25 protein-coding genes and 1 other RNA gene are annotated in these 21384 nt (G+C 74.6%); 10 read left to right on the plus strand and 16 right to left on the minus strand.

Features of this window, described 5'->3' with window-relative positions; translation table 11 throughout:
- Positions 1–75: 75 nt before the first annotated feature.
- The 6 genes from rdgB to WAB14_RS17250 form a co-directional block, all read right to left on the minus strand.
- Positions 76–732 carry an RdgB/HAM1 family non-canonical purine NTP pyrophosphatase gene (gene rdgB, locus WAB14_RS17225; protein ID WP_340271570.1) on the minus strand — a complete coding sequence of 219 codons (657 nt, stop codon included), beginning with the start codon at positions 730–732 and terminating at the stop codon, positions 76–78.
- Between the two features lies 1 nt (position 733).
- On the minus strand, positions 734–1477 hold the full coding sequence (gene rph / locus WAB14_RS17230; RefSeq protein ID WP_340271571.1) for a ribonuclease PH: 744 nt from the start codon (positions 1475–1477) through the stop codon (positions 734–736).
- 24 nt (positions 1478–1501) lie between these two features.
- A complete protein-coding gene (locus tag WAB14_RS17235) occupies positions 1502–2284 on the minus strand; it encodes an MBL fold metallo-hydrolase (protein WP_340271572.1) in 783 nt (260 codons plus the stop codon).
- Positions 2281–3096 carry a glutamate racemase gene (murI, locus tag WAB14_RS17240; protein WP_340271573.1) on the minus strand — a complete coding sequence of 272 codons (816 nt, stop codon included), beginning with the start codon at positions 3094–3096 and terminating at the stop codon, positions 2281–2283. Before murI ends, WAB14_RS17235 begins: the two co-directional genes overlap by 4 nt.
- A 69-nt stretch (positions 3097–3165) precedes the next feature.
- On the minus strand, positions 3166–4113 hold the full coding sequence (locus WAB14_RS17245) for a PLP-dependent cysteine synthase family protein (RefSeq protein ID WP_340271574.1): 948 nt from the start codon (positions 4111–4113) through the stop codon (positions 3166–3168).
- 4 nt (positions 4114–4117) lie between these two features.
- Positions 4118–4426, minus strand: a complete 309-nt coding sequence (locus tag WAB14_RS17250; RefSeq protein WP_340271575.1) for a MoaD/ThiS family protein — start codon at positions 4424–4426, stop codon at positions 4118–4120.
- Between the two features lie 128 nt (positions 4427–4554).
- Here WAB14_RS17250 and WAB14_RS17255 point away from each other — a divergent pair, with 128 nt between their 5' ends.
- The gene (locus WAB14_RS17255; protein WP_340271576.1) at positions 4555–5094 is read left to right on the plus strand and encodes a pyridoxamine 5'-phosphate oxidase family protein; all 540 of its coding nucleotides are present in this window, start codon (positions 4555–4557) and stop codon (positions 5092–5094) included.
- 12 nt (positions 5095–5106) lie between these two features.
- Here the strand turns inward: WAB14_RS17255 and WAB14_RS17260 are convergent, their stop codons facing one another.
- Positions 5107–5517: a M67 family metallopeptidase gene (locus WAB14_RS17260; RefSeq protein WP_340271577.1), complete on the minus strand. Its 411-nt coding sequence runs from the start codon at positions 5515–5517 to the stop codon at positions 5107–5109.
- Positions 5518–5678: 161 nt separating this feature from the next.
- On the opposite strand from WAB14_RS17260, the gene WAB14_RS17265 reads away from it, so the two are divergent.
- Positions 5679–6572: a bacteriorhodopsin-like gene (locus WAB14_RS17265; RefSeq protein ID WP_340271578.1), complete on the plus strand. Its 894-nt coding sequence runs from the start codon at positions 5679–5681 to the stop codon at positions 6570–6572.
- Between the two features lie 44 nt (positions 6573–6616).
- Here WAB14_RS17265 and WAB14_RS17270 read toward each other — a convergent pair whose 3' ends face one another.
- On the minus strand, positions 6617–7351 hold the full coding sequence (locus WAB14_RS17270) for a DUF2017 family protein (protein ID WP_340271579.1): 735 nt from the start codon (positions 7349–7351) through the stop codon (positions 6617–6619).
- A gap of 4 nt (positions 7352–7355) precedes the next feature.
- Complete coding sequence (gene clpS / locus WAB14_RS17275) at positions 7356–7700, minus strand: ATP-dependent Clp protease adapter ClpS (protein ID WP_340271580.1); 345 nt, start codon at positions 7698–7700, stop codon at positions 7356–7358.
- Positions 7701–7734: 34 nt separating this feature from the next.
- On the opposite strand from clpS, the gene WAB14_RS17280 reads away from it, so the two are divergent.
- Both WAB14_RS17280 and WAB14_RS17285 read left to right on the plus strand, forming a co-directional pair.
- The gene (locus WAB14_RS17280) at positions 7735–9033 is read left to right on the plus strand and encodes a nicotinate phosphoribosyltransferase (protein ID WP_340271581.1); all 1299 of its coding nucleotides are present in this window, start codon (positions 7735–7737) and stop codon (positions 9031–9033) included.
- Positions 9030–9635 carry an isochorismatase family protein gene (locus tag WAB14_RS17285; protein WP_340271582.1) on the plus strand — a complete coding sequence of 202 codons (606 nt, stop codon included), beginning with the start codon at positions 9030–9032 and terminating at the stop codon, positions 9633–9635. Before WAB14_RS17280 ends, WAB14_RS17285 begins: the two co-directional genes overlap by 4 nt.
- 10 nt (positions 9636–9645) lie before the next feature.
- Here WAB14_RS17285 and WAB14_RS17290 read toward each other — a convergent pair whose 3' ends face one another.
- Together WAB14_RS17290 and WAB14_RS17295 are read right to left on the minus strand one after the other, a co-directional pair.
- A complete protein-coding gene (locus WAB14_RS17290; RefSeq protein WP_340271597.1) occupies positions 9646–11445 on the minus strand; it encodes a DEAD/DEAH box helicase in 1800 nt (599 codons plus the stop codon).
- Positions 11442–11753: a DUF3039 domain-containing protein gene (locus WAB14_RS17295; protein ID WP_340271583.1), complete on the minus strand. Its 312-nt coding sequence runs from the start codon at positions 11751–11753 to the stop codon at positions 11442–11444. Before WAB14_RS17295 ends, WAB14_RS17290 begins: the two co-directional genes overlap by 4 nt.
- 138 nt (positions 11754–11891) lie before the next feature.
- On the opposite strand from WAB14_RS17295, the gene WAB14_RS17300 reads away from it, so the two are divergent.
- On the plus strand, positions 11892–12782 hold the full coding sequence (locus WAB14_RS17300; protein ID WP_340271584.1) for a GTP-binding protein LepA: 891 nt from the start codon (positions 11892–11894) through the stop codon (positions 12780–12782).
- A gap of 30 nt (positions 12783–12812) precedes the next feature.
- Here WAB14_RS17300 and WAB14_RS17305 read toward each other — a convergent pair whose 3' ends face one another.
- Both WAB14_RS17305 and WAB14_RS17310 read right to left on the minus strand, forming a co-directional pair.
- The gene (locus WAB14_RS17305; RefSeq protein ID WP_340271585.1) at positions 12813–13412 is read right to left on the minus strand and encodes a YqgE/AlgH family protein; all 600 of its coding nucleotides are present in this window, start codon (positions 13410–13412) and stop codon (positions 12813–12815) included.
- Entirely contained in the window at positions 13409–14803 is a 1395-nt protein-coding gene (locus tag WAB14_RS17310; protein WP_340271586.1) for an NAD-dependent malic enzyme, read from the minus strand. Before WAB14_RS17310 ends, WAB14_RS17305 begins: the two co-directional genes overlap by 4 nt.
- Before the next feature lie 113 nt (positions 14804–14916).
- Here WAB14_RS17310 and WAB14_RS17315 point away from each other — a divergent pair, with 113 nt between their 5' ends.
- Entirely contained in the window at positions 14917–15120 is a 204-nt protein-coding gene (locus tag WAB14_RS17315) for a hypothetical protein (RefSeq protein WP_340271587.1), read from the plus strand.
- A 112-nt stretch (positions 15121–15232) separates the two neighbouring features.
- A complete protein-coding gene (locus WAB14_RS17320) occupies positions 15233–15436 on the plus strand; it encodes a hypothetical protein (RefSeq protein WP_340271588.1) in 204 nt (67 codons plus the stop codon).
- A gap of 5 nt (positions 15437–15441) precedes the next feature.
- On the opposite strand, the gene WAB14_RS17325 is transcribed toward WAB14_RS17320, so the two are convergent.
- Positions 15442–16362 (minus strand): PfkB family carbohydrate kinase, encoded by a 921-nt coding sequence (locus tag WAB14_RS17325; RefSeq protein ID WP_340271589.1) that lies wholly within the window; start codon positions 16360–16362, stop codon positions 15442–15444.
- An 80-nt stretch (positions 16363–16442) separates the two neighbouring features.
- Here WAB14_RS17325 and WAB14_RS17330 point away from each other — a divergent pair, with 80 nt between their 5' ends.
- On the plus strand, positions 16443–17354 hold the full coding sequence (locus WAB14_RS17330) for an ATP-grasp domain-containing protein (protein WP_340271590.1): 912 nt from the start codon (positions 16443–16445) through the stop codon (positions 17352–17354).
- Positions 17355–17430: 76 nt separating this feature from the next.
- On the opposite strand, the gene WAB14_RS17335 is transcribed toward WAB14_RS17330, so the two are convergent.
- The gene (locus WAB14_RS17335) at positions 17431–18753 is read right to left on the minus strand and encodes an LVIVD repeat-containing protein (protein WP_340271591.1); all 1323 of its coding nucleotides are present in this window, start codon (positions 18751–18753) and stop codon (positions 17431–17433) included.
- Positions 18754–19065: 312 nt separating this feature from the next.
- Here WAB14_RS17335 and WAB14_RS17340 point away from each other — a divergent pair, with 312 nt between their 5' ends.
- Both WAB14_RS17340 and WAB14_RS17345 read left to right on the plus strand, forming a co-directional pair.
- Positions 19066–19725, plus strand: a complete 660-nt coding sequence (locus WAB14_RS17340; protein WP_340271592.1) for a DUF305 domain-containing protein — start codon at positions 19066–19068, stop codon at positions 19723–19725.
- Positions 19726–19775: 50 nt separating this feature from the next.
- A complete protein-coding gene (locus WAB14_RS17345; RefSeq protein ID WP_340271593.1) occupies positions 19776–20717 on the plus strand; it encodes a diacylglycerol/lipid kinase family protein in 942 nt (313 codons plus the stop codon).
- A 51-nt stretch (positions 20718–20768) separates the two neighbouring features.
- Here WAB14_RS17345 and ssrA read toward each other — a convergent pair.
- Positions 20769–21136, minus strand: a transfer-messenger RNA (tmRNA) gene (gene ssrA / locus WAB14_RS17350).
- Positions 21137–21384 lie beyond the last annotated feature (248 nt).

Here is a 21384-nt window from a genome sequence, read left to right on the forward strand (position 1 = left end):
CGAGCGTAGGTGGGCCCGGGTCGTCGGCCGGGGCGTCGCCCCGGTCCGTCACCGGTCCGTCAGATCTCGCCCCCGTCAGCGACCCGTCTCGGGGCCGCGGGCCAGGAGCGGGGCGAGCGTCGCGACGAGCGCGCGGACGGCCTGCCCCCGGTGGCTGATCGCGTCCTTCTCGTCCGGCGTGAGCTCGGCGCACGTCCGCACGTCACCGTCCGGCACGAGGACCGGGTCGTAGCCGAAGCCGCCGTCCCCTCGGGGCTGCCGCGCGAGCCGGCCGTGCAGCGTCCCGCTCGTGACGGTCTCCTCGACCCCCGGGCCGGACAGCGCGGCGGCGCACTCGAACCAGGCCGCGCGGTGGGCGTCGGGGACGTCCGCCAGCTGGGCGAGGAGCAGCCGGAGGTTCGCCGCGTCGTCGCCGTGCCGACCGGCCCAGAGCGCGGAGAACACCCCGGGGGCCCCGCCGAGGACGGCGACGCAGAGCCCCGAGTCGTCGGCGACGGCCGGCAGGCCGGTGGCCGCGGCGACGGCCCGGGCCTTGAGCAGCGCGTTCTCGGCGAACGTCACCCCGGTCTCGGCCACCTCGCCCGGGTCGGGCAGGCCGGCGGCGACCGCACCGGCGACGGAGACCACGTCGCCCTCGGCCAGGCCCGGCACGTGCGGGGCGAGCAGCCGCCGGAGCTCGACGACCTTGTGCTCGTTGCGGGTCGCGAGCACGAGCCGCGGCGCAGCGGCCACGTCAGGCCCCCGGCAGCGGGCCGGCGAGGGCTGCGGCCTGGTGCCCGGCGAGCGCGACGCAGCCGGCGGAGGCGAGGTCGAGGAGCGCGTCGAGCTCGGTGCGGTCGAACGGCGCGCCCTCGGCGGTGCCCTGCACCTCGACGAAGCGCCCGTCGCCGGTGCACACGACGTTCATGTCGGTGCCGGCCGCGACGTCCTCCGGGTAGTCGAGGTCGAGGACGGGACGGCCGTCGACGACCCCGACGCTCACCGCGGCGACGCTGCCGGTGAGCGGCTGCGCCGTCGCGGGGACGTGACCCTCGCGGACCGCCCACGCGCACGCGTCGGCGAGCGCGACGTAGGCCCCGGTGATGGCGGCGGTGCGGGTGCCGCCGTCGGCCTGCAGCACGTCGCAGTCGAGCTGCACGGTGTTCTCGCCGAGCGCCGAGGTGTCGACGACGGCGCGCAGCGCCCGCCCGACGAGGCGGCTGATCTCGTGGGTGCGTCCCCCGACGCGGCCCTTCACCGACTCCCGGTCGCCGCGGGTGTGGGTGGCGCGCGGCAGCATGGCGTACTCCGCCGTCACCCACCCCTGACCGGAGCCCTTGCGCCAGCGCGGCACGCCGGGGGTGAACGAGGCCGTGCACAGCACCCGCGTGCGGCCGAACTCCACGAGGACGCTGCCCTCGGGGTGCTCGCTCCAGCCGCGGGTGAGCCGGACCGGTCGCAGCTCGTCGGGGGCGCGGCCGTCGTGGCGGGTCGTCATGCCGGCCACCCTAGGACCGCGCCGTCAGACCTCGACGACGAGCCCGGGCCGGGCGGTCGCGAGGGGCCCGGACCACACCTCGCGCGCCTCGCGCGCGGCCGCGCCCGGGTCGTTCCACGCCGGCACGTGCGTGACGAGGAGCGAGCGGGCACCGGCCGACCGCGCGGCCTCCCCCGCGCGGCGGCCCGTGAGGTGGATGCCGCGGGCCTCGTCGCGGCCCTCGACGAACGCGGCCTCGCACAGCAGCAGGTCGGCGTCCCGGGCCGCCTCGACGAGCCCGTCGCAGGCGTCGGTGTCGCCGGAGTACGCGAGGACCCGCTCCCGCCCGTCCGGCCCCGTCCACGCGACCCGGACCGCGTACGCCTCCACCGGGTGCAGCACCGGGTAGGCGGTGACGGTCAGCGCCCCCACCTGCACCGGCTCCTCCGGGACCCAGCGGTGCACGGCGAGCTCCCCGGCCATCGCGTCGGGCTCGGTGAGGTCGTAGCCGCGGGCGAGCCGCAGGGCCGTGCCGCTCGGGCCCCACACCGGCACGCGCCGGCCGGTCGGCCCCGCGGGGTGGTGCCGCTGCATGACGTAGAGGCCCATGAGGTCGAGGCAGTGGTCGGCGTGCAGGTGCGACAGCAGGACGGCGTCGAGGCGGCGCGGGTCGACGTGCCGCTGCAGCGGCCCGATGGCCCCGCTGCCGAGGTCGAGCACCACCCGCGTCGTCGACCCGTCGGGGCCGTCGGCCTCGACGAGGTAGCAGGAGGCGGCCGAGTCCGGCCCGGGGTACGAGCCGGCGCACCCGACGACCGTCAGCCTCACGCGGGGGTCCCGGCGCTCAGCTCGACCGCCCCGACGACCGGGCCGAGGAAGCGCCCGGCGAGGTCGTGGAACGCCTGGCCGTCGCCGGTGGCGAGGAACCGGTGCCGCGGTGGGGGCGCGTCGTCGGGACGGAACAGGTCGTGCCGGGCGAGGGTGCGGTAGACGTCCTTCGCGGTCTCCTCGGCGCTCGACACGAGTGTGACGTCCTCGCCCATGACGTAGCCGATGACGCCCGTCAGCAGCGGGTAGTGGGTGCAGCCGAGCACGAGGGTGTCGACGCCGGCCTCGCGCACGGGCGCGAGGTACTCCTCGGCGACGGCGAGGAGCTCCGGGCCGCTCGTGACGCCCTGCTCGACGAACTCGACGAAGCGGGGGCACGCCCGCGTCGTCAGCTCGAGGTGCACGGCGGCGGCGAACGCGTCCTCGTACGCGCGCGACGACACGGTCGCGCGGGTCCCGATGACCCCCACCCGGCCGCTGCGGGTAGCGGCGACGGCGCGCCGGACGGCGGGCTGGATGACCTCGACGACCGGGACGTCGTAGCGCTCGCGGGCGTCGCGCAGCATGGCGGCGCTCGCCGAGTTGCACGCGATCACGAGGAGCTTGACGCCCGACTCGACGAGCGTGTCGAGGCAGTCGAGGGCGAACCGGCGCACCTCGGCGATGGGCCGTGGGCCGTACGGGGTGCGGGCGGTGTCGCCGAGGTAGCGGATCGGCTCGTGCGGGAGCTGGTCGAGCACGGCACGTGCGACGGTGAGGCCGCCGACCCCCGAGTCGAAGATCCCGATCGGGGCGTCGAGCTCCTCCAGCACGGCTCGGATGCTACCCGCGGCCCCGGACACGTCCGGGTGCCTGCACCGCGCCGCGGAGCGCCGCCTCGCTCACGCCCACAGCCGGCCCTCCAGGGCGTCCTCGGCGTCGTCGAGGTCGCCGTCGAAGGCCCCCGTCGACAGGTACTTCCAGCCGCCGTCGCACACGAGGAAGGCGATGTCCGCCCGCTCGCCCGCCTGCTCGGCGCGCCGGGCGAGACCGAGCGCGGCGTGGAGGATCGCGCCGGTCGACACCCCCGCCCAGATCCCCTCCTCCTCGAGGAGCTGGCGGGTACGGCGGACGGCGTCCCGCGGGCCGACGGAGAAGCGGCCGTCGAGGACGCGCTCGTCGTACAGCTCCGGCACGAACCCCTCGTCGAGGTTCCGCAGGCCGTACACCAGCTCGCCGTAGCGGGGTTCCGCGGCGACGACCCGTACGTCCGGCACCTTCTCCTTGAGGAAGCGCCCGGCGCCCATGAGGGTGCCGGTCGTGCCGAGGCCCGCGACGAAGTGCGTGATCTCGGGCAGGTCCGCGACCAGCTCGGGCCCGGTGGACTCGTAGTGGGCGCGCGCGTTCGCCTCGTTGGCGTACTGGTCGAGCATCACCCAGTCCGGGTGCTCCGCCGCGAGCGCCCGCGCCACCCGCACCGCCTCGTTGGAGCCGCCGACCGCCGGCGAGAAGCGGACGTCCGCGCCGTAGAGGCGCAGCAGCCGCACCCGCTCCTCGCTCACGTTCTCCGGCATCACGACGACGAGGCGGTAGCCCGCCCGCCGGGCGGCCATCGCCAGCGAGATGCCGGTGTTGCCGCTCGTGGGCTCCAGCAGCGTGGCCCCCGGCCGCAGCCGGCCGTCCGCCTCCGCCGCCCGGACCATCCACGTGGCGGGCCGGTCCTTCACCGAGCCCGTCGGGTTGCGGTCCTCGAGCTTGGCCCACAGCCGCACGGTCGGCGACGGCGAGAGCCGGGCGAGGTGGACGAGCGGCGTGCCGCCGACGGTGTCGAGGACCGAGGACGCGCGCACGGGGTCAGCAGCCGCCGGCGACCGCCGGGAGGATCGTCACCTCGGCGCCCTCGCCGACCGGCGTCGCCAGGCCGCCGGTGAACCGCACGTCCTCGTCGTCGACGTAGACGTTGACGAAGCGGCGAAGCGCACCGTCCTCGAGGACGCGCTCGCCGATCCCGGGGTGGCGCTCGTCGAGGTCGGCGAGCACGTCGGCGAGCGTCGAGCCGGACGCCGTCGTGCTGCGGGCGCCCCCGGTGAGGCCGCGCAGGATCGTCGGGATGCGGACGACGACGGGCGCGGTGCCCGTCGTGACGGTCGGCTCGGCGCTCACGGTTCTCCTCGGCTCGGCGGTGGTGGCCGTCGTGGCCAACCGTGCCGCCCCGGTCCGCTATTCCGGCGGCGCCGGACCCGGGACCGAGGTCCCGGGTGACGGTCGCGGACGCCGGGGAGCATCGGGGCATGACAGCCCAAGGGGACGAGGACGGGCCCGCCGAGGGCCGGGCGCCGCGCGTCAGCGTCCTGGACCGCTCGCAGTGCCTCGAGCACCTCGCCCGCACGAGCGCGGGTCGGGTGGCGTACCCGGCACCGGACGGCACGGTCGCCGTGGTGCCGGTGGCGTACGTCCTCGACGGGGAGGACGTGGTCTTCCGGACGTCGAGCGGCAGCGGCGTCGACCGTGCCGCACGCGAGGGCGTGCTCACCTTCCAGGCCGACGAGGCGGACGTGCGGCGGCGGACCGGCTGGAGCGTGATGGTCGTCGGCCAGGTCGAGGTGCACCGCACCGGGGGCGGCGGCCGCCCGCCGGTCGGGGAGGACGCCGCCACCCTGCTGCGGCCGTGGGCCCCCGGCGTCAAGGACGTGTGGGTGCGCGTGCGGGCCGAGCGGCTGAGCGGTCGGCGGGTGGGCCCGGTGGGCAGCACGACGCAGCGCCCCCACGGTCCGCACGCGACGTGGCACGTCGCGTCCCGGTCGTGGGTCGTGCCCTACGACGGTCGCTGAGGCGCCCGCACCTCAGCCGTCGACGACCTCGACGGCCTCCTCACGCGCCTCCCCGTCGACGATGCGCCAGCTGCGCACCTCGTCCTGCGCGGGGTCGCGTGTCGAGACCAGGAGGTAGTGGGCGCCGGGCTCGGAGGCGAGGGCGATGTCGGTGCGCGACGGGACCGCCTCCGTGGCGGTGTGGGAGTGGTAGACGACGACGGGGTCCTCCTCGCGGGCGTCCATGTCCCGGTAGAGCGCGAGCAGCTCGCTGCTGTCGAACTCGTAGAACGTCGGCGAGCGGGCCGCGTTGAGCATGGGCACGAGCCGGCGGGGCTCGTCGCTGCCCTGCGGTCCGGCGACGACACCGCACGCCTCGTCGGGGTGGTCGCGACGCGCGTGGGCGACGACCGCGTCGAGGAGGGACCGTCGGATGCGGAGCACGAGCGGAGCGTAGGCGCGGCACCACATCCACGCCGAACCGCGTCGTAGGTTGTTCAACTTGCCTGGCGGCGCGGTCGAGCGTCCCATGGAAGAGCGCAGGCGGGTCCACGCAGACGTGGGTCACCCGCTCCCCTGCTGCGCCCGACCGATGGAGGCACCCGATGGTCGAAGAGCTGAGCCAGGCTCAGTACGACACCGTCTACAACTTCCTGTCCCTGGTGATCGCGAGCCAGCTGTTCACCGCGTTGTTCATCGTGATGAGCCTGCGACGGGTGCTCCCGAAGTACCGGGCGGCGCTCATCATCTCCGCGACGGTGTGCGGGATCGCCGCCTACCACTACTTCCGGATCTTCGACTCCTTCCGGGAGGCGTACGTCACGGACGCCGTCGGCGGCCAGGGCGTCTACACGCTGGCCGAGGGCGTCTCGTTCAACGTCGCCTACCGCTACGTCGACTGGCTCCTGACGGTCCCGCTCCTGCTGCTCGAGGCCATCGCCGTCCTGGCGCTCGCCCGGAAGACGCAGACCTCGCTGCTCGTCCGGCTCATCCCGGCCTCCGCGCTCATGATCGTGCTCGGCTACCCCGGCGAGATCAGCGACGACGTCACGACGAAGATGATCTGGGGCGCGCTGTCGACGATCCCGTTCGCCTACATCCTCTACGTGCTCTTCGTCGAGCTCGGTCGCATCCTGGCCGGCGCCCCGAGGGAGATCGCGGTGACCGTGCGGAACCTCCGCCTGCTCCTGCTCGGCACGTGGGGCGTCTACCCGATCGCCTACCTGTTCCCCGTGCTGGGGATCGAGGGCAGCGACGCGTTCGTCGCCCGGGAGGTCGGCTACTCGGTGGCGGACATCCTCGCGAAGGCGCTCTTCGCCCTCGTGATCTTCCGCATCGCCCGCCTCAAGAGCGCGTACGACGACCCGGACTACGCCGAGACGCACGACCCCACGACGCTCATGACCATCGAGGAGGTCGACGGCCGGCGCCCGACGGGGGTCGCTGAGCCGGAGACGGCGCGGACCGGGGAGCGCGAGCGGCGGGCCGCCCCGGCCTGAGCCACGGTGCGCGTGCGGGCCCTCCGCCGCCCTCGACCCTGCTCTCAGCGGTCGAGGGCCCGCACGAGCATCTCCAGCAGCGCCGACAGGAAGTCGTACACCGCGATGCGGTACGCCCGCAGGGCGCGCTCGCTGCCGGCGGGGTCGACGACCACGTCGTCGCCCTCCCCCGCGGCCACGGCCTCCGCCACGATCTCGGCCTCGTACGCGTCGAGCTCGCCGTGGAGGTCGTCGTCCTCGCCCACGGCGAGGAGGGTGCCGAGCGCGAGCCGGCAGTCGTTGAGCGCCGTGAGCCACGCCGCCGCGCGGCCGGGGTCGACGACGACACCGCCCTCCTGCCGCCGCAGCGTCACGAGGTCCGCGAGGACGGAGTCGATCGCGGCGACCTTCGCGTCCCGCACGCCGGTCCCGGCCAGGCGGCGGAACTCGGCGGCGGTGGCCTCGTCGTCGAGGGACGCGTCGGGCAGCAGCCGCCGCAGCACCGGGTCGTCGGGTCGCTCGTCGGCGCCGACGTCGGCCCGCCCGGTCCCGTCCTCGCCCGTCGTCGGCATGTCGAGCCCTGCGACGATCGCGTCGAACTCGTCGTCCGGTCCTCCGACGGCCTCGGCCCCCGACGCCGCCTCGGCGGCGCCGCCGGTCACAGGTGGCTCCTCGCCCAGCAGGACGGCCCGCGTCTGCTCGAGCGCCTCCGCGACGACCCCCGCGTGGACGACGTCGAGGTCGAAGGCGACGTGGCCGTCCCGGCGCCGCCGCACCATCGCGCTCATCCGGCGGGCCACCGCGTCACGGCTCCTCCCGCTGCAGCGTCGCCCACAACCCGTACCTGTGCATCGCGCTGACGTCGCCCTCCATCCGCTCCCGGCTGCCGGAGCTCACGACGGCACGGCCCTCGGTGTGGACCCGCATCATGAGCTCGTCGGCCTTCTCCTTGGAGTACCCGAAGTACGAGCGGAACACGTACGAGACGTACGACATGAGGTTGACGGGGTCGTTCCACACGATCGTCGTCCATGTGCCGTGGCGCTGCTCGACGGGCTGCTCCGCGACAGCCGTCGCCGAGCCGGGGGCCTCGGGCGCCCCCGGTTCCGCCGCACGCACGGGGAGCGGGTGGGGCAGGACCGACGGCACGCCCCACAGCGTAGGCGCGGCTAGCGTGGCGGTCGTGCGCGTCCCCGCCCTCGCCACCGACCGCTACGAGCTGACGATGGTGCAGGCCGCGCTGGCCGCCGGGACCGCGGACCGCGAGTGCGTGTTCGAGGTCTTCGGGCGCAGGCTGCCCTCCGGGCGGCGCTTCGGGGTCGTCGCCGGCATGTCGCGGGTGCTCGAGGTGCTCGAGGGCCTGCGCTTCGACGACGCCGACCTCGAGGCGCTGCGGTCCGGCGGCGTCGTCGACGACCGCACGTGCGAGTGGCTGGCCCGCTACCGCTTCGACGGCGACGCGGTCGCCTACCCGGACGGCGAGGTCCACGTGCCCGGCTCGCCCCTGCTGCAGGTGCGGGCCTCCTTCGCCACCGGCGTCGTCCTCGAGACCGTCGTGCTGAGCGTCCTCAACCACGACTGCGCCGTCGCCGGCGCCGCCGCCCGCATGGTCGTCGCCGCGGAGGACCGCCCCATCGTCGAGATGGGGTCCCGGCGCACCCACGAGCACGCTGCCGTCGACGCCGCCCGCGCCGCCCACCTCGCGGGGTTCACGTCGACGAGCAACCTCGAGGCCGGCGTGCGGTTCGGCGTGCCGACGGCGGGCACGAGCGCCCACGCCTTCGTGCTCCTCCACGACTCCGAGCGCGAGGCCTTCGCCGCCCAGGTCGCCGCGCAGGGACCGGGCACGACGCTCCTCGTCGACACGTTCGACATCGCCGAGGGGATCCGCGCGGCGGTCGAGGTCGCGGGCACGTCGCTGGGCGGCGTGCGGATCGACTCCGGCGACCTCGCCGTGCACGCGCGCTTCGCCCGCCGCCTGCTCGACGACCTGGGCGCGACCGGCACCAAGGTCGTCGTCTCCGGCGACCTCGACGAGCACGGCATCGCGCGGCTGTCGGGCGCCCCGGTCGACGTGTACGGCGTCGGGACCTCCGTCGTCACCGGTTCCGGAGCCCCCACCGCCGGCCTCGTCTACAAGCTCGTCGAGGTCGACGGCCGACCGGTCGCGAAGCGCTCGACGGGCAAGGCCACGCACGCCGGGGCGCACCGCGTCGTGCGGCGCCACCGCGCCTCGGGGGTCGCGACGGAGGAGGTGCTCGTGGCGGGCGGCGCCGACGTCGACGAGCGTCCCGGCGACCGCTCGCCGCAGGTGGCACTCCTGCGACGCGGGCAGCGCACGGACGACACCGCGGACTCGGTCGACCTCGAGGCGGCCCGGCGGCGGCTCCGGGAACGGCTGTCGACGACCCTGCCGTGGGACGCGCTGTCGCTGTCCGAGGGCGACGCGGCGTTCCCGACGACGTACGTTGGGGAGGCATGACGGACCCCTCGGACGTCGGCTACGACGCCACCACGGCCCTCGTGGTCGTCGACCTCCAGAACGACTTCGCGGACCCTGCGGGCGGCCTCCACGTCGCCGGTGGCGAGGACCTCGCCGCCGCGCTCGGCCCGCACCTGGTCGCGGCCCGGGCCGCGGGCGCCCTCGTCGTCCTCACCCAGGACTGGCACCCGCCGCGCACGCCGCACTTCGACACCGACGGCGGTCCCTGGCCGGTGCACTGCGTGGCAGGCACGTGGGGCGCGGAGCTCGTCGACGGGCTCGACGTCCACGCCGACGACCCGGTCGTCCGCAAGGGCACCGGCGGCGAGGACGGCTACTCCGGCTTCTCGGTCCGCGACCCGGTCTCCGGCGAGGTCGACCGGACCGAGCTGCAGGGCCACCTCGAGCGCCACGGCGTCCGCCGCGTCGTCGTCACCGGTCTGGCGGGCGACGTGTGCGTGGCGGCGACCGCGCACGACGCGCTCGCGCTCGGCTACGAGACGCTCTACCCGCTCGACCTCACCCGCTTCGTCGAGCGGCAGCCGGGCGACGGCGAGCGCACCGTTACCCGGCTGCGGGAGGCCGGCGCCCGGGTGCTGTGACGCAGCGGGATCAGCCGGTGAGGAGCCAGCGGCGCACGGTGTCGACGCGGGCCCGGACCTGGCCGAGGTCCGCCTCGGGCACGGCCGGGCCGCCGCACGTGGTCCGCAGCCGGGCGTGGACGACGGCGTGGGGGCTGCCCGTGCGACGCGCGTAGGCACCGACGAGGCCGTTGAGCTCGCGGCGCGCGGCCGCGACCGCGCGGTGGTCGACGACGACCTCGGCCGCATCGGCGGCGGGCGACGGCCGGGCCGGGCGCCGGCGCAGGTGCGCCCCCATCTCGTCGGCCTCCACGAGACCCGGCAGGGCGAGCAGCGCCTGCTCGCCGTCGCTGCCCTCGTCGTCGGCCCACGTCGCGTGGTTGGAGAACTCGTCGCCGTCCCACACCGCCCGGTCGAACGCCGCGTCGGACTCCAGCGCCTGGAACGGCAGCTCCTCCGCCCCCGGCGCGTTCCGCTCGGTCCGCGCCTCCGCCAGCAGGTCCTCCTCCGGCGCCCACAGGTCGTCGCCGTCCGCCGCCCGTGGGCGGTCGAGGACGTGGTCGCGCGCGACCTCGAGCTCGGCGGCGTAGCGCAGCAGCTGCGGCACGCTCGGCAGGAACACCGAGGCGGTCTCCCCGCGACGGCGGGCCCGGACGAAGCGGCCGACGGCCTGGGCGAAGAACAGCGGCGTCGCGGTCGTCGTCGCCCACACCCCGACCGACAGCCGGGGCACGTCGACGCCCTCGGACACCATCCGGACCGCGACCATCCACCGCGGGCCCTCGGGCCCGGCGGCGGCGAACGACTCGATGCCGGCGGAGGCGTCGGGGTCGTCGGACAGCACCACGGTGGGCGGGGCCCCGGTCAGCTCGCGGAGGATGCCCGCGTACGCCCGCGCGGAGGCCTGGTCGCTCGCGATCACGAGGCCACCGGCGTCCGGCACCGTCCGCCGCACCTCGGCGAGGCGACGGTCGGCGGCCCGGAGCACGGCCGGCACCCACTGCCCCTGGGGGTCGAGCGCCGTCCGGAGCGCCTGGGCCGTGAGGTCCTTCGTCAGCGGTTCCCCGAGCCGCGCGGCGACCTCGTCGCCCGCTCGGGTCCGCCACCGCATGTTGCCCGCGTAGGCGAGGAAGAGGACCGGCCGCACGACGCCGTCGGCGAGGGCCTCGCCGTAGCCGTAGAGGTGGTCGGGGCGGGAGCGACGGGACCCGTCGGCCTCCTGCACGTACGTGACGAACGGGATCGGGTTGGCGTCGGAGCGGAACGGGGTGCCGCTGAGCGCCAGACGCCGCTCGGCGTCCTCGAAGGCCGTCGCGACGCCCTCGCCCCAGGAGCGCGCGTCGCCCGCGTGGTGGATCTCGTCGAGGACCATGAGGGTGCGACGGGCCCGGCAACGGGCGGCGAAGGCGTGCGGGCGCAACCCCACCTGGGCGTACGTCACGACGCCACCGTCGAACCCGGCCGTGCCGGCGCCCGTGGAGCGGAACGACGGGTCGAGGCGGATGCCGACCCGGCTCGCGGCGTCCGCCCACTGGGTCTTGAGGTGCTCGGTCGGGCACACCACGACGACCCGCTCGACGGTGCGGCGCTGCAGCAGCTCCGTCGCCACGCGGAGGGCGAACGTCGTCTTGCCCGCGCCGGGCGTCGCCGCCGCGAGGAAGTCGCGCGGGCCCCGGGCGAGGTAGCGGTCGAGGGCGTCGCGCTGCCACGCCCGCAGCGCACCGGCGGTGCCCCACGCGGCCCGCTCGGGGAAGGCCGGGGACAGCTGCGCCGCGGCCGCGGCGCTCGGGTGCTCGGGGGTGTGGTGGACGCTCGGGCGGGCCTGGCTCAGCGGTCCTGCCCCGAGCCCTCGTCGTCGCCGCCGCCGCGCAGACCCTCGTAGATCTCCTTGCACGTGGGGCACACGGGGAACTTCTTCGGGTCCCGGCTCGGCACCCACACCTTCCCGCAGAGCGCGGTCAGCGGCTCCCCCGTCACCGCGCTGGCGACGATCTTGTCCTTCTTCACGTAGTGCGCGAAGCGCTCGTGGTCGCCGGGCTCGGCCGGCTCGACGGTGCGCTCCTGCTCCAGCACCGCCGTGCCCGCCGGCTGCCGGCCGGGCTCGGGCGGTGGTGCGGACGGGAAGGACGGCTCCGACATGGCGTCGAGTGTAGGACCCCCATCCGCTCCGGGGCCCGGCTCCGGACCACTGTGGACAGGACCTGCTGCGCACGCGCGACTCCGGCCTCTACGGTCGGAGCACGTGACGTGCGCGACCGCTCAGGGGAGGAGCCGATCGTGAGCCGCGGCAGCATCGACATCGACGCCCAGCTCGACCGCATGGAGGCCGAGGGCGCGATCGCCGTCGACTCCGTCGACTTCGGCGTCCCGGACGCCACGGCGGTCCGCCGTGAGCTCGGCTCGACCCTCGACTACTTCGCCCGGGTCGAGCGGGAGGTGGAGCGCAACGTCCTGGAGCTGCAGGTGCTGCTGCCGCAGGCCGACGACCGCACCCGGCGCTTCATGCGGGTGTGGGAGGAGCAGGAGCTGCCGCACGGGTGGATCTTCGACCGGCTGCAGCGCGAGCTGGGCCTGCCGGAGTCGACGCCGAACCTCAACCACATCAGCCGCTCCCTGCGCCTCGGCGGCGTGCTCGGGCACGTGCCGGGGGTGCACGACGCCCTGATGTTCCTCTACTTCTCCATCGGCGCCATGCACGAGCGCCTCACCGCCGTCGGCTACGACCTGCTGAAGGAGCGGCTGCTCCACCTCGGCGCACGCGGGTTCGCCGAGACCGCCGTCGCCCCGATCCGCGGGCAGGAGTCGACCCACTACGCGTACTACCGCAACTCCGCCCTGCTGCAGCGGGAGCGGCTGGCCGACTGGCAGCTCCACCTGTGCCGCATCGTCCGCACGCGCACGTACCACCCGATCGGGGCGACCACGCCGTCGAACCGCGCCGACTTCGGCGGCGTCGCCGTCCACCTCAGCGGCTCCGACGACGTCGACCGCTTCGCGGTGCCCGTGCAGCGTGTCGCGCAGGAGCTCCTCGTGCGGCAGCGGGACGGCCTGCGCCTGCCGGCGTTCGTCGCCCGCGGGCTGCGCGAGTCCGTCGCGGCCTTCCGTGCGCGCGAGTCCGGGCACCGCCCGGACCGCGACGAGGACCTCGACGGGCTCGTGCCGGCGTGACGCCGTGACCGGGCCGGTCGACGACGTCGATCAGTTGACCTCGGGGTCGCTGCGGTAGGTCGCGGCGAGCGCAACGGTCGTGGTCTGGCGCAGGAGCACGTCGCGCCACAGCGTCTCGGTGTCGCCGCGGAAGCCGTCGCCGGGCTCGCCCTCGACGACGAACCACGCACCCTCGGCCAGCTCCGACTCCAGCTGCCCGGGTCCCCAGCCCGCGTGCCCCGCGTACACCCGCAGGCCCGCCGCGGCGGGCGCGACGATCTCCGGCGGGGCGTCGAGGTCGACGACGGCGATGGAGCCGACGAGCCGCTTGAGGCCGGGCGGCTCGCCGTCGTCGCCCGGCAGGCGGGCGAGGCCGATGGCGGAGTCGAGGCCGACCGGGCCCCCCTGGAAGAGGTGGGGCGGCTCGGTGACGTGGTCGTGCCACGCGGGGAGGACGTCGACGACGTCGCTGACGAGCGGGCGGTTGAGGACGAGCCCGAGCGCACCCTCGTCCGAGGCGTTGAGGAGCAGGACGACGGTCGCGCGGAAGTTCGGGTCGAGCAGGCCGGGGTGCGCGACGAGCAGCGCGCCCGCACGGGGCTCGGCGGGCGGGGGCGGCAGCAGCGGACCGAGCCGCTCTCGCCCGATCACGTCGGCGGCTCCCCCTTCGCCGCGCGCTCGACCGCCGCCGCCACGGCCGTCGTGCTCTCGGCGTGGAACACGCTCGGGACGATGTACGTCGCGTTGAGCTCGTCCGGGTGCACCGTGTCGGCGAGGGCCCGCGCCGCCGCCAGCAGCATCGCCTCGTCGACGGTGTGGGAGCGGGCGTCGATGAGGCCGCGGAAGACGCCCGGGAACGCGAGCACGTTGTTGATCTGGTTGGCGAAGTCGCTGCGCCCGGTGGCGACGACCGCGGCGTGCTCGGCCGCCTCCGCGGGGTCGACCTCCGGCACCGGGTTGGCGAGGGCGAAGACGATGGCGTCGTCCGCCATGGTCGCGATGTCGTCGCCGTCGAGGATCCCGCCCGCCGACAGCCCGACGAAGACCTCCGCGTCGACGATCGCGTCCCTCAGGGTGCCGGTGAGCCCGCGAGGGTTCGTGTGCTCCGCCGTCCACGCCAGCTCCGGGGCGAGGTCGGCGCGGTCGCGGTGGACGATCCCGTCGACGTCGACGACCACGGCGTCCCGCACGCCCGCGGCGAGGAGCAGCTTGAGGACCGCCGTCCCGGCCGCCCCGGCCCCGGACATGACGAGCCGGACCTCGCCGATGTCCTTGCCGACGACCTTCAGGGCGTTCGTCAGCGCCGCGAGGACGACGATCGCGGTGCCGTGCTGGTCGTCGTGGAAGACGGGGATGTCGAGCTCCTCCCGCAGGCGCCGCTCGACCTCGAAGCAGCGGGGCGCCGCGATGTCCTCGAGGTTGATGCCCGCGAACACCGGCGCGATCGCCTTGACGGCGGTGATGATCTCCTCGGTGTCCTGCGTGTCGAGGCAGATGGGGAACGCGTCGACGTTCGCGAACCGCTTGAACAGCACCGCCTTGCCCTCCATGACCGGCAGCGCCGCGAGCGGACCGAGGTTGCCCAGCCCGAGGACCGCGGAGCCGTCGGTGACGACGGCCACCGTGTTCCGCTTGATCGTGAGCCGGCGGGCGTCCTCCGGGTTGGCGGCGATCGCCTCGCACACCCGGGCCACGCCGGGGGTGTAGGCGAGGGAGAGGTCGTCGCGGTTGCGCAGCGGGACCTTGGAGCGCACCTCGAGCTTGCCGCCGAGGTGGGCGAGGAACACCCGGTCCGACACCTTGCCGATCTCGACGCCCTCGAGCCCGCGGAGGGACCGGACGAGCTCCTCCGCGTGCTCCTGCCCGCGCGTGGCCGCGGTGACGTCGACGGCGAGGCGCCCGGCCCCGGAGGCCGTGACGTCGAGCGCGGTCACGATGGCCCCGCTGTGTTCCATGACGGTCGTGAGCTCGCTGACGGCGGTCGGGCGCGCCGGCAGCTCGAGCCGGATCGTGACGGAGTAGGACACGCTCGCGGACGGCATGGGCCGATCCTGTCGCGCGCGCCGCACGGGGTCCACCTCGGCACGCCTGCGAGGACGTGCGGGCCCGTGGGCCCCGCTCCTACCGTCGGGAGGACCCGAGACGAGGAGGAGACATGCGTCCCACCACGACCGGCACGACCACCCTCACCGCGCTCCGCGGCCGCGCGCGGCGACCTGCGACGGCCGTCGTCGCTGCGGCGGCCCTGGCCGGGGCAGTCGCCCTCAGCGGCTGCGCCGAGGACGCCGACGACGGGACCGTCCCCGAGGACCTCGAGGAGGAGATCGAGGACCTCGACGCGCCCGGCACCGACTTCTGAGCCGGTCGCCGGGCGTCCGGCCGGTCCCGCGCCGACGTGCGGGGGCCGCCGCGCGGGCCTAGCGTCCCAGCACCGTGCGGCCGGGAGGGACCCGGTCGCGGGGAGGAGAGCCATGCGCACGACACTCAGCACCCTCCGGCGCGCCCCCGTCGCCGCCGCCGCGCTCGTCGCCGCCACCACCCTCCTCGTCGCCGGCTGCGGCGAGGACGTCGTCGACGACGGGGTCGAGCAGGAGCTCGAGGACGCCGGCGAGGACCTGGAGGACGCCGGCGAGGACGTCGGCGACGCCGTGGAGGACGAGGCCACGGACGGCTGAGCCCCTCAGGGCCGCCTCGGGCGGGTGGCCGTCCCCGCGAGCAGCGCGTCGACCGACGCGGCGTCCGGCATGGACGGCACCGCCCCGGCGGTCCGCACCGCGAGGGCGCCCGCCGCGCACGCGCGCCGCACGGCCGCGTCGAGCGCGGAGCCGGCGGCGAGCGCCGCCGCCAGCGCCCCTGCGGCCGCGTCACCCGCCCCCGTCGTGTCCACCGCGTCCGACGGGGGCGAGGGGATCCCGACCTCGCTGCCGTCTCGGCGCACGACGAGCGCGCCCTGCGCTCCCAACGTCACCACGACGTCCCGCTGCCCCGCGGCGAGACCGGAGGCCGCCCCCGCCGCGTCGTCGGTGCCCGTCAGCGCCCGCGCCTCGGCCTCGTTGACCAGCAGCACGTCGACGAGAGCGAGCAGCTCGCCGGCCTCGGGGACGACGGGTGCGGCGTTGAGCAGGACCCGCGCGCCGGCCGTCCGGGCGCGCACCGCCGCCGCCCGAACGAGCGCGGGTGGCACCTCGAGCTGCACCAGAAGGACCCGTGCCGTGTCGACGGCGCGGGCACCTGCCGCCGTGAGGTCGACGCGCGAGTGGTTGGCGCCCGGCACCACGACGATGGCGTTGTCCCCGTCGGCCTGGACGAGGACGTGGGCCGTGCCGGTCCGGGCACCGCGCCGGAGCTCCAGGGCGTCCACCGCGACCCCGGCGGTCTCGCACGCGTCACGCAGCAGCGCTCCCGCGCGGTCGTCACCGACCGTCGCGACGAGAGCCGTCCCCGCGCCGGCCCGCGCCGCCGCGACCGCCTGGTTCAGGCCCTTGCCCCCGGGGTGCTCCACGGGGTCCGCCACCGCGAGCACGGTCTCACCCGCGCTCGGGACGTGAGGGACCCCGACGACCACGTCGAGGTTCGCGCTACCGACCACCACGACGTCCACCGGGCCAGCCTCCCCCCTGCGTCGGGTCGGCGCCCTCCCGGCCGGGAACACGGGCGCCGGCCGCGGCATTGCACCAGCACGTGAGCGCTCCCTCCGTGCACGCCGTCCACGAGAACCCCGCCTGGTGGCCGCCCTTCCAGGCCGCGTTCGACGCCGAGGGCGTCCCTGTCGAGCAGTGGCTGCTCACCGGTGGGGAGACCGTGGATCTCGGGGTCCCGCCTCCCGACGGCGTGTTCTGGTCGCGGATGAGCGCGTCCTCGCACACCCGCGGTCACACCCGCAGCATCGCCCACACGCGTGCGGTGCTGCGCTGGCTCGAGGGCCACGGTCGGCGGGTCGTCAACGGCTCCGCCGTCCTCGAGCTCGAGGTGAGCAAGGTCGCGCAGGACGCGGCGCTGCGGGCCGCAGGCGTGGAGACGCCCCGCACGGTCGTCGCCTTCGACCGGCAGCAGGTCCTCGACGGCGCGAAGGCGCTTGTCGCCGACGGCGTCCCCTCGGTGGTGACGAAGCACAACCAGGGCGGGAAGGGCCTCGGTGTCCAGCGCTTCGACGACCTCGGCGCCCTCGAACGCCACCTCGCCTCCGACGCCTGGGTCGAGCCGGTCGACGGGGTCGCGCTCGTCCAGGAGTACGTGCAGCCCGCCGAGGCGTTCGTCACCCGGGCCGAGTTCGTCGGCGGACGCTTCCTCTACGCGCTCGCGGCGTCGACCGCGCAGGGCTTCGAGCTGTGCCCCGCGGACGCGTGCGCGCTCGACGGCGGACCGCTGTTCCGGCTGCGGGAGGGGCACGTGCCGCCCCGGCTCGAGCGCTACCTCGCGTTCCTCGCCGACGCGGGCGTCGAGATCGCCGGCATCGAGTACGTCGAGACCGCGGACGGGCGCGTCGTGACGTACGACGTCAACACGAACACGAACTACAACCCGGACGTGGAGGCGGTCGCCCCGGCGAGCGGGCCGCGGGAGATCGCCCGGTACCTCGGTTCCCTGCTCTGACAGGGGCGTCGAACGGGTCGGGCCCGGCCCCCTCGACGAGGGGACCGGGCCCGGGTGGTGCGTGCCGTGCGTCGGCTCAGTAGGACGGCTGCGTCTGCGGGTTGAAGTCCTCCGCGTACTTGCCGGCCTTGCCGTTCGCGACCCGCGGGTCGCGGATCTCCAGGACGTCCAGGCCCTTCTGGATGTCGTTGGAGTAGATGTAGCCGTCGTAGTAGTACGCCGACCAGGAGCCACCGAGGATCAGGCGCTCGTCGGACAGCGGGCCGCGGTCGAAGTAGCCGAGCTCGACCGGGTTCGCGGCGTCGGTGAAGTCGACGACGCTGATGCCGCCCTGGTACCAGGCCTGGACCATGACGTCCTTGCCCTTGACCGGGATGAGCGAGCCGTTGTGGGCGACGCAGTTCTCGGTGCTCGCCTGCTCGCGCGGGATCTTGAAGTAGCTCTGGAACGTGAGCTCACCCGCGTCCGACAGCGAGTAGTAGGCGTTGGCGCCCTTCTCCGGCCCCACGACCGGGTTGCACGTCGCGCCACCGCCGCCGCCGAGCTCGTCGGTGAACATGACCGTCGAGCCGTCGTTGTTGAACGTCGCCGAGTGCCAGAAGGCGAAGTTCTCGGTGTCGGCGACCCGGTCGAGCACGACCGGGTTCTCCGGGTCCTCGATGTCCATGACGACGCCCTCACCCATGCAGGCGCCGGCGGCGAGGCCGAGCTCCGGGTAGGCGGTGATGTCGTGGCATCCGGCCGTCCGCGGGATGAGCCCGCCGTCCGGGAACAGCACGGGCTCGGAGATGACGGCCGCCGCCGTCGGGTCGTCGAGCGGGACCTCGACGATCGAGATCTTGTCGTGCGGCGGCTGGCAGTCCGCCAGCGCCGCGGTCGGGTTGTAGGACGACACGTAGACGTAGACGGACTCGCCCGCCTCGTCCGGCACGAGCGTGTGGGTGTGGGACCCGCAGTCGGTCTCGACCGACTTCACGTACACCGGGTTCAGCGGGTCGCTGATGTCCCAGACCCGGATGCCCTCCCAGTAGCCCGTCCCGGTCGCGGACGCCGCGCTGGTCGACAGCTGGGTGCTGTTGCAGCTGTCGTCGCTACGGAGGGAGTCGACGGAGAGGAACATGAGGTCGCCGTAGACCGTGATGTCGTTCTGGGATCCCGGACAGAACACCTGGAGGGCCTGCTTCGCCTTCCGCGGGTTCTTGATGTCGTAGACCGTGAAGCCGTTGTAGTTGCCGGCGAAGGCGTAGTCGCCCTTGAAGGCGAGGTCGCTGCTGAAGGAGCTCTCCGCCTCGAACGCCCCGTTCTTGGGGATGTTCGTCAGCAGGTGCATGTTCTTGCTCTTCTCGATCTCGCCGGGCGAGAGCACGTCGGCCGAGGCAGGCGACGCGAACGCCGTCATGCCGAGACCGACGGCGAGTGCTGCGACGGCGCCGAGAGCGCGCGCGCGTCTGCTGGGTGCAGCACCTGTCATGGATGACCTCCGGTGGCTGGGGTCCGTCCGGCAGGCAACTGCGCCTGTCGGACGTTCGGACTGGGTGCGGCACAGACTGTCGTCCCCCGTCGTCGTCCGAACAGATGACGAGGGTCACGAATCGATAACGATCCCGAACGACCGGTCACCGTGGGATGTGCTGGTCGCGGGAAGGCTGACGTACTCTCCGCTGCATCGACTGTCCCCCTACCGGAGACGCCTCCCGTGCCCTCGTCCGCCATGCCCCGACACGTCCTCCTCGCCGCCGCCCTGGTCCTCGTGGCAGCCGGCTGTGGAGGCACCACGAGCGACGCCGCTCCGCCTCCCGCAACCATCGAGTTCACGGCCGCGACGGACGTCCCGGTGCTCGTACCAGGGCGTCCCGGCGAGCCGACGACGACGATCGCGCCCGGGGAGACGGGACGTATGGAGAACATCGCAACCTGGTCGCAGGACGACGTCGACTTCCTCACCGCGATGGTCCCCCACCACGCCCAGGCCCTCGACATGGCAGCGCTCGCCCCGGACCGCGCCGCGGACTCCCGCGTCCGCAGCCTCGCCGAGCGGATCGCCGCCGCCCAGGGGCCGGAGATCGAGGCCATGCAGCAGTGGCTGCGGGCGAACGACCTGCCCGAGGCCGACGAGGACGACCACAGCCATGACCTGATGAAGGGGATGGCGTCGACGGAGCAGATGCTCGCTCTCGACGCGGCGCGGGGCGCTGAGTTCGACGCACTGTTCCTCGAGCTCATGATCGCCCACCACGAGGGCGCGCTCGACATGGCGGCGGACGCGGCGGACAGCCGCAACGTGCAGGTCAACGAGATGGTGCAGGACACGACCATCAAGCAGGGCGTCGAGATCGCCCGCATGGAGGAGCTGCTCGCCGATCTCGCCTGAGCGTCGTGCGGTCTGGGTCTCCTCTTCTGCACGACCTAGGGTCGAGCACCATGACCACCGTCGCAGTCGTCAGCGCCGGCAAGGCGGAGGGTGCCGGGCGGCAGGTCGCGGAGGTGGAGCGGGTTCTTCGGGAACACCTAGGGCCGGCTGACGCACGGGTCCGCGTGCTCGAGCGCGACGACGACCTGGCCCGGGCGCTGCGGTCGGACGCGTCGCGCGTCGTCGTCCTCGGCGGTGACGGGTCGATCAACAAGGCCGTCGCGACCCTCCACCAGCTGGGCCTGACCGGCGTGGACGCCGGTCCCGACCTCGGGCTCGTGCCGCTCGGGACGGGCAACGACCTCGCTCGGGGGTCCGGGATACCCCTCGACGTCACCGAGGCGGCACGACTGGCCGTCACCGGGCGAGCGCGTGCCCGGGCGCTGCTGCTGGAGCGGGAGGACGGCGGGGTGGTCGTCAACGCGGTCCATGCCGGCGTCGGGGCCGGCGCGGCGAGGACGGCTGACGAGGCGAGCGGGGCGAAGTCGGTCCTGGGTGGCCTCGTCTACAGCGCGGCCGCGGTCGCCGCGGGCCTGCGGGTCCGCGGGTGGCACCTCAGGGTCGAGGCCGACGGGGCGGTCGTGCACGACGGCCACGAGCCCGTGCTCATGGTGGCGGCGGCGGTGGGCCACACGATCGGAGGCGGCGCTCCCCTCGCCCCGGACGCCGAGCCGTTCGAGGGCGTCGCGCAGGTCACCGTGTCCCGGTCGACGGGCTGGTTGTCCCGTCTCGGCTACGCGGCCGCCCTGCGGGCGGGTCGCCATCACCTCCGCCGCGACGTCACGACGGCGTTCGCCCACCGGTCGGTGACCGTGTCGGCCGAGCGAGGGGACCGGTTCAGAACCGACTCCGACGGAGAGATCGCAGGTCCGTTCGCCCACCGGACGTGGACCGTCCTCGCCGAGGCGTGGCGGCTCGTGGTTCCCGACGACACGAACACACCCCCCGCGTGACGCACGGAAGGCCCGTCCTCGGGCGAGGACGGGCCTTCCGTGCGGGGACCAGGGTGGAGGTGGCGGGAATTGAACCCGCGTCCGACGGTGAACGACCAGGGCTTCTCCGGGTGCAGCCTGCTGACGAGTTTCTCGGCCCCAGCGATCACACAGGCAAGTCGCTGACGGGCTCAGTCACCTAGGTGTCGGACCGTCCCCGATGACGAGGAACGGACCCAGTGGCTCCCTGGTCGACGCCGGCTACCGGGACGGGAGCACGCCCGGGCCGACGGACTTCAGAGCTCGCTCAGGCGGCGAGCTGGAAGTCGCTGCGCTTGGAATCGGCAGCTATTGGTTTCGCAGGGACGTTAGCGAGATGACCTGCGCTTCTCGACCCGCTTCCCCTGGCTCGACGACCGCCGTCGAAACCTGTCACCCCCTGTGGACTTGTCAACGCACCCATCATAGCGAGCCCGCGCAAGCCCGTATCGCCGACGGGTGACGGACCCCGGCCACGAGCCGAGACGGTCGAGCCGCACCCGCGGCGGTCAAGCCCGTCGTCGCGGCCGGCTCGCCGTGAGCCGGCGACGCATGCGGCTCGTGCGAGCCGCCTCGTCCCGGAAACCACAGAGGCCGCCCCCGTGGGGGGCGGCCTCTGTGTGAAGTGTGTCCGGCGGTGTCCTACTCT

It is taken from the genome of Aquipuribacter nitratireducens (assembly GCF_037860835.1).
Lineage (GTDB): Bacteria > Actinomycetota > Actinomycetes > Actinomycetales > JBBAYJ01 > Aquipuribacter > Aquipuribacter nitratireducens.

Bases quoted from the DNA above. Each gene is read 5' to 3' on its own strand.
- rph (WP_340271571.1), bottom strand. From the start codon at position 1,477: ATGACGACCCGCCACGACGGCCGCGCCCCCGACGAGCTGCGACCGGTC.
- WAB14_RS17255 (WP_340271576.1), top strand. From the start codon at position 4,555: ATGACAGCCCAAGGGGACGAGGACGGGCCCGCCGAGGGCCGGGCGCCG.
- WAB14_RS17265 (WP_340271578.1), top strand. From the start codon at position 5,679: ATGGTCGAAGAGCTGAGCCAGGCTCAGTACGACACCGTCTACAACTTC.
- WAB14_RS17285 (WP_340271582.1), top strand. From the start codon at position 9,030: ATGACGGACCCCTCGGACGTCGGCTACGACGCCACCACGGCCCTCGTG.
- WAB14_RS17295 (WP_340271583.1), bottom strand. From the start codon at position 11,753: ATGTCGGAGCCGTCCTTCCCGTCCGCACCACCGCCCGAGCCCGGCCGG.
- WAB14_RS17310 (WP_340271586.1), bottom strand. From the start codon at position 14,803: ATGCCGTCCGCGAGCGTGTCCTACTCCGTCACGATCCGGCTCGAGCTG.
- WAB14_RS17315 (WP_340271587.1), top strand. From the start codon at position 14,917: ATGCGTCCCACCACGACCGGCACGACCACCCTCACCGCGCTCCGCGGC.
- WAB14_RS17320 (WP_340271588.1), top strand. From the start codon at position 15,233: ATGCGCACGACACTCAGCACCCTCCGGCGCGCCCCCGTCGCCGCCGCC.
- WAB14_RS17335 (WP_340271591.1), bottom strand. From the start codon at position 18,753: ATGACGGCGTTCGCGTCGCCTGCCTCGGCCGACGTGCTCTCGCCCGGC.
- WAB14_RS17340 (WP_340271592.1), top strand. From the start codon at position 19,066: ATGCCCCGACACGTCCTCCTCGCCGCCGCCCTGGTCCTCGTGGCAGCC.
- WAB14_RS17345 (WP_340271593.1), top strand. From the start codon at position 19,776: ATGACCACCGTCGCAGTCGTCAGCGCCGGCAAGGCGGAGGGTGCCGGG.